Here is an 11,892-nt window from a genome sequence, read left to right as displayed (position 1 = left end):
AGTTGAGGCAGTTGAGGCAGTTGAGGCAGTTGAGGCAGTTGAGGCAGTTGAGGCAGTTGAGGCAGTTGAGGCAGTTGAGGCAGTTGAGGCAGTTGAGGCAGTTGAGGCAGTTGAGGCAGTATCAGAATCCATTAAAAGAAAAGCCGGGACAAGCCCGGCTTTTTCTTTATCACTCAGCAGCTGCTTCAGCAGCGGCCGGGCGGTCTACCAGCTCAATGTAAGCCATAGGGGCGTTGTCGCCTGCACGGAAACCGCATTTCAGAATGCGAGTATAACCGCCGGCGCGCTCCAGGTAGCGCGGGCCCAGTTCATTGAACAGCTTAGCCACGATCGCGTTATCGCGAGTACGGGCAAATGCCAGGCGACGATTAGCAACGCTATCAGTCTTGGCAAGGGTGATCAGCGGTTCAACTACACGACGCAGCTCTTTTGCCTTAGGCAGAGTCGTCTTGATGATCTCATGACGAACCAGGGAGCTGGCCATGTTGCGGAACATAGCCTGACGATGGCTGCTGTTCCGGTTCAGTTGACGACCACTCAAACGATGGCGCATGACCTTATCCTTCTAACTAAATCTGTGAAACCCGTAATCTGGATTACTCGTCAGCGATGCTGGCGGGCGGCCAATTCTCGAGGCGCATGCCAAGAGACAGACCACGGGAGGCCAACACGTCCTTGATCTCAGTCAGGGACTTCTTACCGAGGTTAGGAGTCTTAAGCAACTCAACTTCGGTACGCTGTACCAGATCACCAATATAGTGGATAGCTTCTGCCTTCAGACAGTTCGCAGAACGAACTGTCAGCTCCAAATCATCGACAGGACGCAGCAGAATCGGATCAAACTCGGGTTTCTCTTCTTTCTTCTCGGGCACGCTGACATCGCGCAGATCCACGAAGGCTTCCAGTTGCTCAGCCAGAATAGTGGCAGAACGACGGATGGCTTCTTCAGGATCCAGAGTACCATTGGTCTCCATGTCGATGACCAGCTTGTCCAAGTCGGTACGCTGCTCCACACGTGCTGCCTCAACGTTGTAGGCAATACGAACGATGGGGCTGAACGCGGAGTCCAGCAGCAGGCGACCAATAGGACGCTCTTCATCATCGTTGTGAACACGAGCAGAAGCAGGCACATAACCACGACCGCGCTGAACTTTCAGGCGCATGCTGATTTCAGCATTGGCACCAGTCAGGTGGCAGATTACGTGCTCCGGGTTTACGATCTCGACTTCATCACCGTGAGTGATATCACCAGCGGTAACGGGGCCTGTTCCAGACTTGGTCAGGGACAGAGTTACCTCGTCCTTGCCTTCCAGCTTCACAGCGATACCTTTCAGGTTGAGCAGGATTTCAAGAATGTCTTCCTGTACACCTTCTTTGCTGCTGTACTCATGCAGTACCCCGTCAATTTCGACTTCAGTAACTGCACAACCGGGCATAGAAGACAGCAAAATACGACGCAGGGCATTACCCAGCGTGTGACCAAAGCCACGCTCAAGTGGCTCGAGAGTCACTTTCGCATGAGTCGGGCTAACTTGCTCGATGTCAACTAGCCGCGGTTTAAGAAAATCTGTTACAGAACCCAGCATTGTGTCCTCTCTTTAGAAGCTAGCTTTACTTGGAGTAAAGCTCGACGATCAGCTGTTCGTTAATGTCGGCAGACAGGTCGGAACGCTCTGGCAGACGCTTGAAAGCACCTTCCATTTTAGCGGCATCAACCTCTACCCAAGTCGGCTTCTCGCGCTGACCAGCAACCTCGAGGGATGCTTTGATACGCGCTTGCTTCTTAGCCTTCTCACGAACGCAGATCACGTCCTCAGGGGAAACCTGGAAAGAAGGAATGTTCACAACGCGACCGTTGACCATGATGGCCTTGTGGCTCACCAGCTGACGAGATTCAGCACGGGTAGCGCCGAAGCCCATACGGTAAACAACGTTGTCCAAACGACCTTCCAGCAGCTGCAACAGGTTTTCACCGGTGTTACCCTTTTGACGGGCAGCGTCGCGGTAGTAGTTGCGGAACTGTTTTTCCAATACGCCGTAGATACGACGAACTTTTTGTTTCTCGCGCAGCTGAACACCGTAGTCAGACAGACGCGCTTTACGCGCACCGTGTTGACCAGGAACGGTGTCAATCTTGCACTTAGAATCAATCGCACGAACACCAGACTTCAGGAAGAGGTCGGTGCCCTCACGACGGCTAAGCTTAAGCTTAGGACCGATATATCTTGCCATCTTCTTTCTCCAACAATCCTAGACCAAGTAGCTACAGCGTTACACGCGGCGCTTCTTGGGAGGACGACAACCGTTGTGCGGGATCGGAGTCACATCAGTAATATTAGTGATGCGGAAACCAGCCGCGTTCAGAGCGCGGATGGAAGACTCACGACCGGGACCCGGACCTTTGACCATGACTTCCAGGTTCTTCACGCCGTATTCTTTGGCGATCTCACCAGCACGCTCAGCAGCTACCTGGGCAGCAAACGGAGTGGACTTACGGGAACCACGGAAACCTGAACCACCAGAGGTAGCCCATGACAGAGCATTGCCCTGACGGTCAGTAATGGTCACGATTGTGTTGTTGAAAGATGCATGAACGTGCGCAATACCGTCGCTCACTTGCTTTTTAACGCGCTTGCGAGCACGAGTCGGAGTTTTAGCCATTTTCTACCTTCCCGTTACTTCTTGATAGCCTTGCGCGGACCCTTACGGGTACGAGCGTTGGTCTTGGTACGTTGACCACGAACAGGCAGGCTACGACGGTGACGCAAACCACGGTAGCAACCCAGATCCATCAATCGCTTGATGTTCATGGAAATCTGACGACGCAGGTCACCTTCAACGGTGAATTTACCTACTTGTTCACGCAGACTCTCGATCTGAGCTTCGTCCAGGTCTTTAATTTTCACATTCTCAGCGATACCGGCTGCGGCACAGATGGCCTTGGAGCGGGTACGACCGACGCCATAAATAGCAGTCAAAGCAATGACTGCATGCTTATGGTCAGGAATGTTAATGCCAGCGATACGGGCCACTATTCACTCCTACATATAGTAGATTACGACCACCACAAAGCCCGTGAGCGGATACGTGGCGGTCAACCAATACACAACAAAAGTTGGCTGGCTATATTAGCCAGCACAACTATTTGTTGCAAGTACTAACCGTAAAAAATTAGCCTTGGCGCTGTTTATGCTTTGGCTCGCTGCAAATCACACGCACCACACCGTGACGCTTGATGATTTTGCAGTTACGGCAGATTGCCTTAACGGAAGCACGAACTTTCATTGCTTAACTCCGTAACTACGCCGACCTTTAGCGGCCGTAGCCCTTCAGGTTGGCCTTCCTCAGGACATCACCATACTGATGAGACATCATATGGGTCTGAACCTGAGCCATGAAGTCCATGATAACTACCACGATAATCAGCAGCGAGGTGCCACCGAAGTAGAACTGTACGTTCCAGGCAGTCATCAAGAACTGGGGTACCAGACAGATAAAGGTTATATAGAGCGCACCTGCCAATGTCAGGCGAGTCATAACCTTATCGATATAACGTGCTGTCTGCTCGCCCGGGCGGATCCCCGGGATAAAGGCTCCACTCTTCTTCAGGTTGTCTGCTGTCTCGCGGGGGTTGAACACCAGCGCGGTATAGAAGAAGCAGAAGAAGATAATGGCTGCTGCATAGAGCATCTCATACAAGGGCTGACCCGGCTGCAGGACCATAGAGACCTGTTGCAGGATGTCAGCGATCTTGCCCTCGCCCTGACCAAACCAAGAGGTAATGGTCCCTGGGAAGAGGATGATGCTGGATGCGAAAATCGCAGGAATCACACCGGCCATATTCACTTTCAACGGCAAGTGTGTGCTTTGCGCGGCAAATACCTGGCGGCCTTGTTGACGCTTGGCATAGTTAACGACGATACGACGCTGACCACGCTCCACGAACACCACAAAGTAAGTCACTGCGAAAACAATCAAGCCCAGCAACAACAACAGCAGGATGTGCAATTCCCCTTGACGTGCCTGTTCGGCCGTAGCGCCAATGGCATGAGGCAGACCAGCAACGATACCTGTGAAGATAATCAACGAGATACCATTACCAATCCCACGCTCGGTAATCTGCTCACCCAACCACATCAAGAACATGGTGCCGGTGACCAGACTCACAACGGCCGTGAAATAGAAGCCCAAACCCGGATGAGTCACGAGTCCTTGCATCATATTCGGCAGACCGGTTGCAATACCAATGGCCTGGAACGTTCCCAAAACCAGCGTGCCCCAACGGGTATATTGGCTAATCTTGCGACGGCCGGATTCACCTTCCTTCTTGAGTTCAGCAAGAGCGGGGTGAACCACAGTCAGCAGCTGGATAATGATCGACGCCGAAATGTACGGCATGATCCCCAGCGCAAGAATAGAAGCACGCGAGAGTGCACCACCACTGAACATGTTGAACATCTCAATGATGGTGCCCTTCTGTTGTTGGAACAACTCGGCCAGTACGGCGGCGTCAATACCAGGAATCGGCACATAAGAGCCTGCACGGAAAACGATAATCGCCCCGAGAACGAAGAGCAGACGGCTCTTCAGTTCACTCAGACCACCCTGTGCTTTAACATCCAATCCTGGTTTCTTAGCCATTGTACTGATTATTCCTCGATTTTACCGCCAGCGGCCTCGATGGCTGCACGTGCACCTTTGGTGACGGACAGACCACGAACGGTCACAGCACGGTCAATGTTGCCAGAGAGAACAACTTTAGCGAACACGATGTTTTTAGTAATAACACCGGCTTGCTTCAGAGTGCTCACGTCGACCACATCACCTTCTACCAGGGCGATTTCGTTCAGGCGCACTTCGGCAGAAACCAAAGATTTGCGGGAGAAGAAACCGAACTTCGGCAGACGGATTTTCAAAGGCATCTGGCCGCCTTCGAAACCGTTGCGGACTTTGCCGCCACCGGAACGAGAGGTTTGACCTTTAACACCACGACCACCGGTCTTGCCCAGACCAGAACCGATACCACGGCCCGGACGGTGCTTAACGCGCTTGGAGCCAGCGGCCGGAGACAGAGTATTCAGACGCATGCTTAGCCCTCCACCTTAACCATGTAATAAACCTGGTTGATCATGCCGCGTACGCAGGGAGTATCTTCCAGCTCAACGGTGTGACCAATGCGACGCAGACCCAGACCACGCAGAGTCGCCTTGTGCTTTGGCAGACGGCCGATAGAGCTGCGAGTTTGAGTTACTTTTACAGTGTTAGCCATGTCGCATTACCCCAGAATTTCTTCAACGCGCAGACCACGCTTGGCAGCGATCTGGGCCGGGGATTGACCCTGTACCAGAGCGTCGACAGTTGCGCGAACAACGTTGATTGGGTTGGTGGAACCGTAGGTCTTGGCCAGCACGTTGTGGATACCAGCAACTTCCAGAACAGCACGCATGGCGCCGCCTGCAATGATACCAGTACCTTGAGAGGCCGGCTTCATGAACACGGTGGAACCAGAGTGAACACCGCGCACCGGGTGGTGCAGAGTGCCGTTGTTCAGCTCAACCTTGTTCAGGTTACGCTTAGCCTGTTCCATCGCTTTTTGAATAGCGGCGGGAACTTCACGGGCTTTACCGTAACCGTAACCTACACGGCCGTTACCATCACCCACCACGGTCAACGCGGTGAAGGACATGATACGACCACCTTTAACAGTTTTCGAAACACGGTTTACTGCAATCAGCTTTTCTTGCAGTTCGCCGGCTTGAGATTCGACTTTAGCCATCTTCGACTCCTAGCTTAGAACTGAAGACCAGCGTCACGTGCAGCAGCTGCCAGAGCAGCGATGCGACCGTGATACTTGAAACCGGAACGATCGAAAGATACGTTCTGAACGCCTTTGGCAATAGCACGCTCAGCGATTGCTTTACCTACCGCGGTCGCTGCATCAGCGTTACCGGTGTATTTAATAGCTTCACTGATGGCTTTCTCTACTGTGGAAGCAGAGGCCAGAACTTCGGAACCGTTGGCTGCAATAACCTGCGCATAGATATGACGCGGGGTACGGTGAACAACCAGACGGGTAGCTCCCAGTTCCTGCATCTTTTTCCGAGCACGAGTAGCACGACGGAGACGAGCTGCTTTCTTGTCCATAGTGTTACCTTACTTCTTCTTAGCTTCTTTAGTACGCACTTGCTCGTTGGCATAGCGTACACCCTTGCCCTTGTAGGGCTCCGGAGCGCGGTAAGCACGGATATCGGCGGCGACTTGGCCAACCAGCTGCTTGTCGACACCACGCAGAACGATTTCTGTGGCAGTCGGGCACTCAGCGGTCACACCAGCCGGCAGCGCATGCTCTACCGGGTGAGAGAAGCCCAGAGCCAGCGCAACAGCATTGCCCTTGATGGAGGCTTTATAACCTACACCAACCAGCTGCAGCTTGCGCTCGAAGCCTTGGGTAACACCGATTACCATGTTGTTGACCAATGCACGGGCAGTACCGGCCTGAGCGTCAGCACCAGCGATGCCGTCGCGCGGGGCGAACTTCAGTACATTGTCTTCTTTGGTCACTTCTACACCGGCGTGAATAGAGCGAACCAGGGAACCTTTACCACCTTTGATGGACAGTTCCTGGCCGTTCAGAGTCACCTCTACGCCAGCAGGAATAGTGACGGGTGCCTTAGCAACACGAGACATTTCCTACCTCCTATTAAGCGACGTAGCAGATGATCTCACCGCCCATGCTTGCTTTGCGGGCAGCACGGTCAGTCATCACACCTTTAGACGTGGACACGATAGCAACACCGAGACCGCCCATAACTTTCGGCAGATCAGTAGTGCGCTTGTAAATACGCAGGCCGGGACGGCTCACGCGTTGGATCAGTTCTACAACTGGCTTGCCCTGGAAATATTTCAGTTCAATTTCCAGTTCCGGCTTCACGTCACCAGCTACGGAGTAGCCAGTGATGTAACCTTCTTCTTTCAGCACTTTGGCGATAGCCACTTTCAGCTTGGAAGAAGGCATGGAAACCGCAACTTTGCTCGCCGCCTGACCGTTACGGATGCGGGTCAGCATATCCGCGATCGGATCTTGCATGCTCATAAGTCTAACTCCCGAGATTCGTTACCAAGAAGCCTTCTTCAGGCCCGGAATTTCGCCCTTCATGGCATGCTCACGCACCTTGATGCGAGACAGGCCAAACTTGCGCAGGAAACCGTGCGGACGACCAGTAATATTGCAACGGTTACGCTGGCGGGACGGACTGGAATCACGGGGCAGCTGTTGCAGTTGCAGGACAGCATCCCAACGCGCTTCTTCAGAAGCGTTCATATCAACAATGATAGCTTTCAGCTCGGTTCGCTTGGAGGCGAACTTGGCTACCAGCTTCGCACGCTTTGCTTCACGTGCTTTCATGGAAGTTTTAGCCATAACCCTAACCTTACTTGCGGAATGGGAAGTTAAAGGCAGCCAGCAGAGCACGGCCTTCTTCATCGGTATTCGCGGAAGTGGTGATGGTGATATCCAGACCACGGACGCGATCGACCTTGTCATAGTCGATTTCCGGGAAGATGATTTGCTCACGCACGCCCATGGAGTAGTTACCACGACCGTCGAACGCTTTAGCGTTCAGGCCACGGAAGTCACGGATACGCGGTACGGAGATGCAAATCAGCCGTTCCAGGAACTCCCACATACGCTCGCCACGCAGGGTTACTTTACAACCTATCGGGTAGCCTTCACGAATCTTGAAGCCCGCAACAGATTTGCGAGCTTTGGTGATCAGCGGCTTCTGACCGGAAATGGCAGCCATATCGGCAGCAGCATTTTCCAGCAATTTCTTGTCAGAGATCGCTTCACCAACACCCATGTTCAGGGTGATTTTCTCGATCCGAGGGACTTGCATGATAGTCTTGTAACCGAACTGTTTGGACAGTTCATTTACTACATCGGATTTGTAGTAATCATGCAGTTTCGCCATCGTTAAACTCCAATTACTTCACAAGTTCGCCGGTGGATTTGAAGAAACGGACTTTTTTGCCGTCTTCAATCCGGAAACCAACGCGGTCAGCCTTGCCAGTGGCAGAGTTGAACAGCGCTACGTTAGATACATCGATGGGGGCTTCTTTGGTGACGATACCGCCAGCCTGACCCAGTGCGGGTACCGGCTTCTGGTGTTTCTTCACCTGGTTGATGCCTTCCACGATTACCTTACCTTTTGCAATCAGGACTTGAGTGACTTTGCCACGCTTGCCCTTGTCTTTGCCGGTAAGAACAATCACTTCGTCTTCGCGACGGATTTTAGCTGCCATCGTTCGACTCCTTACAGTACTTCGGGTGCCAGGGACACAATCTTCATGAACTTCTCATTACGCAGTTCACGAGTCACCGGGCCAAAAATACGAGTACCGATTGGCTGTTGGTTGTTGTTAAGCAACACAGCCGCATTGTTGTCGAAACGGATGACAGAGCCGTCCGGACGACGAACGCCTTTACGGGTGCGTACGACCACCGCGTTATACACATCACCTTTCTTCACTTTACCGCGAGGAATGGCTTCCTTGATGGAAACCTTGATGATGTCGCCGATGCCGGCGTAACGGCGGTGCGAACCACCCAGAACCTTAATACACATTACACTGCGAGCGCCGGAGTTGTCGGCAACACCCAGCATACTTTGCATCTGGATCATCTTAGTGCTCCGCTTTGTTTACTTCTTATCCCTCTCGGGATCTGGCTGCCTTCAAAAGGCGCGAAACTATAACACAGGATTTTTAGAAAAGGTAGCCTAAAAAACAAACGGCCCCGCTAAGGGGCCGTTTGGACTACAAAGTACCGATTAGGCCTTTTCTACAACGGCAACCAGGGTCCAGGACTTGGTCTTGGACAGCGGGCGGCATTCGCGGATTTCCACGAGGTCGCCAGCTTTGCATTCGTTGTTTTCATCATGTACGTGCAGCTTGGTAGTGCGCTTGATGATCTTACCGTAGATCGGGTGCTTTACCTTGCGCTCGATAGCAACAGTGATGGACTTATCCATCTTGTCGCTGATTACACGACCTTGCAGAGTACGGATCTTGTCAGTCATTACGCACCTGCCTTCTCAGTCAGTACAGTCTTGATACGTGCGACGTCACGACGCACTTGTTTCAGAGTGTGAGTCTGAGCCAGCTGGCCGGTGGAAGCTTGCATGCGCATGTTGAATTGCTCACGCAGCAGACCCAGCAGCTCCTGGTTCAGTTCTTCGACGCTCTTTTGACGCAGATCTTGGGCTTTCATCACATCACCGTCTTAATTACGAAAGTGGTCTGAACGGACAGCTTAGCTGCGGCCAGGGCAAACGCTTCACGCGCCAGAGCCTCAGGTACACCATCCATCTCGTACAGAACCTTGCCAGGCTGGATCGGGCAAACCCAGTATTCCACGTTACCCTTACCTTTACCCATACGAACTTCGAGGGGCTTTTCGGTGATGGGCTTGTCCGGGAACACACGGATCCAGATCTTGCCTTGACGCTTAACGTGACGGGTCATGGCACGACGGGCTGCTTCGATTTGACGAGCAGTCAGTTGACCACGGGATGTCGCCTTCAGGCCAAAGGTACCGAAGGATACTTCGTTACCAGAGTTGGCCAGACCGCGGTTACGACCCTTGTGGGTCTTGCGGAATTTAGTACGCTTTGGTTGCAACATTTACCGAATCTCCTTACTTAGCAGCGCGGCGCTTGTTGTCACGCTTGGGCTTTGCAGGAGCTTGCTCTTGAGCAGCAGCGGCATTAACAGCAGCCAGACCGCCCAGAACTTCGCCCTTGAAGATCCAAACTTTAACGCCGATCACACCGTAAGTGGTGTGGGCTTCAGAAGTTGCGTAGTCGATGTCGGCACGCAGGGTGTGCAACGGCACACGACCTTCACGGTACCATTCGGTACGCGCGATTTCAGCGCCGCCCAGACGACCGGAAACTTCCACTTTGATGCCCTTGGCACCCAGGCGCATTGCGTTCTGTACGGCGCGCTTCATAGCACGACGGAACATTACACGACGCTCCAGCTGGGAAGTGATGCTGTCGGCAACCAGTTTGCCATCCAGCTCCGGCTTGCGGACTTCGGAAATGTTGATCTGAGCAGGCACGCCAGCAATTGCGGCTACAGCTTTGCGCAGTTTCTCAACGTCTTCGCCTTTCTTACCGATCACAACACCCGGACGAGCGGTGTGAATGGTCACACGGATGCTCTTGGCCGGACGCTCGATGGTGATCTTGGACAAGGACGCGTTTTTCAGTTCCTTGGTCAGGAACTGGCGTACTTGAAAATCGCTGTACAGGTTGTCAGCGAAGTCTTTGGTGTTCGCGAACCAGGTAGAATTCCAAGGCTTGGTAATACCCAGGCGAATGCCATTAGGATGTACTTTCTGACCCATTGCTTATCTCCCAGCCTTAGCGTCGGATACCACTACGGTGATGTGAGCGGTACGCTTGAGGATACGATCCGCACGACCTTTGGCACGCGGACGGATGCGCTTCATGGAGGGACCTTCGTCGACCATGATAGTAGCAACACGCAGCGCGTCGATATCGGCGCCTTCGTTGTGCTCAGCGTTTGCAATGGCAGATTCCAGCACTTTCTTCACCAGAGCTGCAGCCTTTTTCGGGCTGAAGGTCAGGATGTTCAGAGCCTTGTCTACGGACAGACCACGTACTTGATCGGCTACCAGACGAGCTTTCTGGGCAGAAGTACGGGCATAACGGTGTTTAGCGATAGCTTCCATCATTTATCCCTTAGCGCTTCTTAGCCTTCTTATCAGCAGCATGGCCGCGATAAGTACGAGTCGGTGCGAATTCACCCAGTTTGTGACCGATCATTTCTTCGGTAACGAAAACCGGAACGTGCTGACGACCATTATGGACAGCGATGGTCAAACCGATCATGTTCGGGATGATCATTGAACGACGGGACCAGGTCTTAACCGGCTTTTTATCCCCGCTTTCCACCGCTTTCTCTACCTTCTTCAGCAAGTGCAGGTCAATAAATGGACCCTTCTTGAGAGAACGTGGCATGGTGATTCCTCTATGTTAACAATTACTTGTTACGACGACGTACGATGTACTTGTCGGTACGCTTGTTCTTACGGGTCTTGAAGCCTTTAGCCTTCTGGCCCCATGGGGACACAGGCTGCATGCCCTTGTTGCGACCCTCACCACCACCGTGCGGGTGGTCGACCGGGTTCATCGCCATACCGCGAACGGTCGGACGAATACCACGCCAGCGGTTTGCACCGGCTTTACCCAGTTGACGCAGCATGTGCTCGGAGTTACCAACTTCACCGATGGTGGCGCGGCACTCGGCCAGAACTTTACGTACTTCGCCGGAACGCAGACGCAGAGTTACATAGTTACCTTCACGAGCCAGAATCTGGATGAAAGTACCAGCGGAACGAGCCAGCTGGGCACCTTTACCAGGCTTCATCTCAACAGCGTGAACGGTAGAACCGACCGGGATGTTGCGCATCGGCAGGGTGTTACCTACCTTGATTGCGGCATCAGCACCAGAAGCGATTGCATCACCAGCTTTCAGGCCTTTCGGAGCCAGGATGTAACGACGCTCACCGTCTGCATACAGCACCAGGGCGATGTTTGCGGTACGGTTAGGATCGTATTCCAGGCGCTCTACTTTGGCCGGGATACCGTCTTTGTCGCGCTTGAAGTCGACGATACGGTAGTGTTGCTTGTGACCACCGCCGATGTGACGGGTGGTGATGCGGCCGTTGTTGTTACGACCACCGGACTTGTCTTTCTTGTCCAGCAGAGCTGCAAAGGGCTTGCCCTTGTACAGGTCTTGGTTGACGATCTTGACGACGTGGCGGCGGCCCGGAGAAGTAGGCTTGCACTTAACGATTGCCATTTT

Annotated in this window: 24 protein-coding genes; all 24 read right to left on the bottom strand. The window is 53.1% G+C overall.

What is annotated here, in order from left to right; translation table 11 throughout:
- Window positions 1-169: 169 nt before the first annotated feature.
- The 24 genes from rplQ to rplB all read right to left on the bottom strand — a co-directional run bounded on the left by rplQ (window position 170) and on the right by rplB (window position 11,889).
- Window positions 170-553 (bottom strand): 50S ribosomal protein L17, encoded by a 384-nt coding sequence (gene rplQ / locus ACB032_RS19820; protein ID WP_005307999.1) that lies wholly within the window; start codon window positions 551-553, stop codon window positions 170-172.
- 43 nt (window positions 554-596) lie between these two features.
- Window positions 597-1,586, bottom strand: coding sequence for a DNA-directed RNA polymerase subunit alpha (gene rpoA, locus ACB032_RS19815; RefSeq protein ID WP_005307997.1), 990 nt, complete (start codon window positions 1,584-1,586; stop codon window positions 597-599).
- A 25-nt stretch (window positions 1,587-1,611) separates the two neighbouring features.
- Window positions 1,612-2,232 carry a 30S ribosomal protein S4 gene (gene rpsD, locus ACB032_RS19810; RefSeq protein ID WP_011704319.1) on the bottom strand — a complete coding sequence of 207 codons (621 nt, stop codon included), beginning with the start codon at window positions 2,230-2,232 and terminating at the stop codon, window positions 1,612-1,614.
- 39 nt (window positions 2,233-2,271) lie between these two features.
- Entirely contained in the window at window positions 2,272-2,661 is a 390-nt protein-coding gene (gene rpsK / locus ACB032_RS19805) for a 30S ribosomal protein S11 (RefSeq protein ID WP_005319702.1), read from the bottom strand.
- A gap of 14 nt (window positions 2,662-2,675) precedes the next feature.
- Complete coding sequence (rpsM, locus tag ACB032_RS19800; RefSeq protein ID WP_005307991.1) at window positions 2,676-3,032, bottom strand: 30S ribosomal protein S13; 357 nt, start codon at window positions 3,030-3,032, stop codon at window positions 2,676-2,678.
- A gap of 139 nt (window positions 3,033-3,171) precedes the next feature.
- A complete protein-coding gene (gene rpmJ, locus ACB032_RS19795; protein ID WP_005319705.1) occupies window positions 3,172-3,285 on the bottom strand; it encodes a 50S ribosomal protein L36 in 114 nt (37 codons plus the stop codon).
- A 27-nt stretch (window positions 3,286-3,312) separates the two neighbouring features.
- Window positions 3,313-4,641, bottom strand: a complete 1,329-nt coding sequence (secY, locus tag ACB032_RS19790; RefSeq protein ID WP_010672567.1) for a preprotein translocase subunit SecY — start codon at window positions 4,639-4,641, stop codon at window positions 3,313-3,315.
- Window positions 4,642-4,649: 8 nt separating this feature from the next.
- Complete coding sequence (gene rplO, locus ACB032_RS19785) at window positions 4,650-5,087, bottom strand: 50S ribosomal protein L15 (protein ID WP_005307987.1); 438 nt, start codon at window positions 5,085-5,087, stop codon at window positions 4,650-4,652.
- A 2-nt stretch (window positions 5,088-5,089) separates the two neighbouring features.
- The gene (gene rpmD, locus ACB032_RS19780; protein ID WP_005307985.1) at window positions 5,090-5,269 is read right to left on the bottom strand and encodes a 50S ribosomal protein L30; all 180 of its coding nucleotides are present in this window, start codon (window positions 5,267-5,269) and stop codon (window positions 5,090-5,092) included.
- A 6-nt stretch (window positions 5,270-5,275) separates the two neighbouring features.
- Window positions 5,276-5,776: a 30S ribosomal protein S5 gene (rpsE, locus tag ACB032_RS19775; protein WP_011704318.1), complete on the bottom strand. Its 501-nt coding sequence runs from the start codon at window positions 5,774-5,776 to the stop codon at window positions 5,276-5,278.
- 14 nt (window positions 5,777-5,790) lie between these two features.
- The gene (rplR, locus tag ACB032_RS19770) at window positions 5,791-6,144 is read right to left on the bottom strand and encodes a 50S ribosomal protein L18 (protein WP_011704317.1); all 354 of its coding nucleotides are present in this window, start codon (window positions 6,142-6,144) and stop codon (window positions 5,791-5,793) included.
- 9 nt (window positions 6,145-6,153) lie between these two features.
- Window positions 6,154-6,687, bottom strand: coding sequence for a 50S ribosomal protein L6 (gene rplF, locus ACB032_RS19765; protein WP_005307981.1), 534 nt, complete (start codon window positions 6,685-6,687; stop codon window positions 6,154-6,156).
- Window positions 6,688-6,700: 13 nt separating this feature from the next.
- Window positions 6,701-7,093, bottom strand: coding sequence for a 30S ribosomal protein S8 (gene rpsH / locus ACB032_RS19760; RefSeq protein ID WP_011704316.1), 393 nt, complete (start codon window positions 7,091-7,093; stop codon window positions 6,701-6,703).
- Between the two features lie 21 nt (window positions 7,094-7,114).
- Complete coding sequence (gene rpsN / locus ACB032_RS19755) at window positions 7,115-7,420, bottom strand: 30S ribosomal protein S14 (protein ID WP_011704315.1); 306 nt, start codon at window positions 7,418-7,420, stop codon at window positions 7,115-7,117.
- A gap of 10 nt (window positions 7,421-7,430) precedes the next feature.
- Window positions 7,431-7,970, bottom strand: a complete 540-nt coding sequence (rplE, locus tag ACB032_RS19750) for a 50S ribosomal protein L5 (protein WP_005331162.1) — start codon at window positions 7,968-7,970, stop codon at window positions 7,431-7,433.
- Window positions 7,971-7,983: 13 nt separating this feature from the next.
- Window positions 7,984-8,301 (bottom strand): 50S ribosomal protein L24, encoded by a 318-nt coding sequence (rplX, locus tag ACB032_RS19745; protein WP_005307977.1) that lies wholly within the window; start codon window positions 8,299-8,301, stop codon window positions 7,984-7,986.
- Window positions 8,302-8,312: 11 nt separating this feature from the next.
- A complete protein-coding gene (rplN, locus tag ACB032_RS19740; protein WP_005307975.1) occupies window positions 8,313-8,681 on the bottom strand; it encodes a 50S ribosomal protein L14 in 369 nt (122 codons plus the stop codon).
- A gap of 147 nt (window positions 8,682-8,828) precedes the next feature.
- The gene (rpsQ, locus tag ACB032_RS19735; RefSeq protein WP_005307966.1) at window positions 8,829-9,077 is read right to left on the bottom strand and encodes a 30S ribosomal protein S17; all 249 of its coding nucleotides are present in this window, start codon (window positions 9,075-9,077) and stop codon (window positions 8,829-8,831) included.
- The gene (gene rpmC / locus ACB032_RS19730; protein ID WP_005307965.1) at window positions 9,077-9,268 is read right to left on the bottom strand and encodes a 50S ribosomal protein L29; all 192 of its coding nucleotides are present in this window, start codon (window positions 9,266-9,268) and stop codon (window positions 9,077-9,079) included. The genes rpsQ and rpmC overlap by 1 nt, the downstream gene beginning before the upstream one ends.
- Window positions 9,268-9,681, bottom strand: coding sequence for a 50S ribosomal protein L16 (gene rplP, locus ACB032_RS19725; RefSeq protein WP_005307963.1), 414 nt, complete (start codon window positions 9,679-9,681; stop codon window positions 9,268-9,270). Before rplP ends, rpmC begins: the two co-directional genes overlap by 1 nt.
- 13 nt (window positions 9,682-9,694) lie before the next feature.
- Window positions 9,695-10,408 carry a 30S ribosomal protein S3 gene (rpsC, locus tag ACB032_RS19720; RefSeq protein ID WP_005331168.1) on the bottom strand — a complete coding sequence of 238 codons (714 nt, stop codon included), beginning with the start codon at window positions 10,406-10,408 and terminating at the stop codon, window positions 9,695-9,697.
- Window positions 10,409-10,411: 3 nt separating this feature from the next.
- Entirely contained in the window at window positions 10,412-10,756 is a 345-nt protein-coding gene (gene rplV, locus ACB032_RS19715; protein WP_011704314.1) for a 50S ribosomal protein L22, read from the bottom strand.
- A gap of 10 nt (window positions 10,757-10,766) precedes the next feature.
- Complete coding sequence (gene rpsS, locus ACB032_RS19710) at window positions 10,767-11,045, bottom strand: 30S ribosomal protein S19 (RefSeq protein WP_005307960.1); 279 nt, start codon at window positions 11,043-11,045, stop codon at window positions 10,767-10,769.
- Window positions 11,046-11,067: 22 nt separating this feature from the next.
- On the bottom strand, window positions 11,068-11,889 hold the full coding sequence (gene rplB, locus ACB032_RS19705; RefSeq protein WP_005307957.1) for a 50S ribosomal protein L2: 822 nt from the start codon (window positions 11,887-11,889) through the stop codon (window positions 11,068-11,070).
- Window positions 11,890-11,892 lie beyond the last annotated feature (3 nt).

Source organism: Aeromonas sp. S5(2024) (genome assembly GCF_041403025.1).
Taxonomy (GTDB): Bacteria; Pseudomonadota; Gammaproteobacteria; order Enterobacterales; family Aeromonadaceae; genus Aeromonas; species Aeromonas hydrophila.
The sequence above is the reverse complement of the archived record's forward strand: the minus strand, read 5'-3'. Positions and strand labels throughout refer to the sequence as shown.

Bases quoted from the DNA above. Each gene is read 5' to 3' on its own strand.
- rplQ (WP_005307999.1), bottom strand. From the start codon at position 553: ATGCGCCATCGTTTGAGTGGTCGTCAACTGAACCGGAACAGCAGCCAT.
- rpoA (WP_005307997.1), bottom strand. From the start codon at position 1,586: ATGCTGGGTTCTGTAACAGATTTTCTTAAACCGCGGCTAGTTGACATC.
- rpsD (WP_011704319.1), bottom strand. From the start codon at position 2,232: ATGGCAAGATATATCGGTCCTAAGCTTAAGCTTAGCCGTCGTGAGGGC.
- rpsK (WP_005319702.1), bottom strand. From the start codon at position 2,661: ATGGCTAAAACTCCGACTCGTGCTCGCAAGCGCGTTAAAAAGCAAGTG.
- rpmJ (WP_005319705.1), bottom strand. From the start codon at position 3,285: ATGAAAGTTCGTGCTTCCGTTAAGGCAATCTGCCGTAACTGCAAAATC.
- secY (WP_010672567.1), bottom strand. From the start codon at position 4,641: ATGGCTAAGAAACCAGGATTGGATGTTAAAGCACAGGGTGGTCTGAGT.
- rplO (WP_005307987.1), bottom strand. From the start codon at position 5,087: ATGCGTCTGAATACTCTGTCTCCGGCCGCTGGCTCCAAGCGCGTTAAG.
- rpmD (WP_005307985.1), bottom strand. From the start codon at position 5,269: ATGGCTAACACTGTAAAAGTAACTCAAACTCGCAGCTCTATCGGCCGT.
- rpsE (WP_011704318.1), bottom strand. From the start codon at position 5,776: ATGGCTAAAGTCGAATCTCAAGCCGGCGAACTGCAAGAAAAGCTGATT.
- rplR (WP_011704317.1), bottom strand. From the start codon at position 6,144: ATGGACAAGAAAGCAGCTCGTCTCCGTCGTGCTACTCGTGCTCGGAAA.
- rplF (WP_005307981.1), bottom strand. From the start codon at position 6,687: ATGTCTCGTGTTGCTAAGGCACCCGTCACTATTCCTGCTGGCGTAGAG.
- rpsH (WP_011704316.1), bottom strand. From the start codon at position 7,093: ATGAGCATGCAAGATCCGATCGCGGATATGCTGACCCGCATCCGTAAC.
- rpsN (WP_011704315.1), bottom strand. From the start codon at position 7,420: ATGGCTAAAACTTCCATGAAAGCACGTGAAGCAAAGCGTGCGAAGCTG.
- rplE (WP_005331162.1), bottom strand. From the start codon at position 7,970: ATGGCGAAACTGCATGATTACTACAAATCCGATGTAGTAAATGAACTG.
- rplX (WP_005307977.1), bottom strand. From the start codon at position 8,301: ATGGCAGCTAAAATCCGTCGCGAAGACGAAGTGATTGTTCTTACCGGC.
- rplN (WP_005307975.1), bottom strand. From the start codon at position 8,681: ATGATCCAGATGCAAAGTATGCTGGGTGTTGCCGACAACTCCGGCGCT.
- rpsQ (WP_005307966.1), bottom strand. From the start codon at position 9,077: ATGACTGACAAGATCCGTACTCTGCAAGGTCGTGTAATCAGCGACAAG.
- rpmC (WP_005307965.1), bottom strand. From the start codon at position 9,268: ATGAAAGCCCAAGATCTGCGTCAAAAGAGCGTCGAAGAACTGAACCAG.
- rplP (WP_005307963.1), bottom strand. From the start codon at position 9,681: ATGTTGCAACCAAAGCGTACTAAATTCCGCAAGACCCACAAGGGTCGT.
- rpsC (WP_005331168.1), bottom strand. From the start codon at position 10,408: ATGGGTCAGAAAGTACATCCTAATGGCATTCGCCTGGGTATTACCAAG.
- rplV (WP_011704314.1), bottom strand. From the start codon at position 10,756: ATGGAAGCTATCGCTAAACACCGTTATGCCCGTACTTCTGCCCAGAAA.
- rpsS (WP_005307960.1), bottom strand. From the start codon at position 11,045: ATGCCACGTTCTCTCAAGAAGGGTCCATTTATTGACCTGCACTTGCTG.
- rplB (WP_005307957.1), bottom strand. From the start codon at position 11,889: ATGGCAATCGTTAAGTGCAAGCCTACTTCTCCGGGCCGCCGCCACGTC.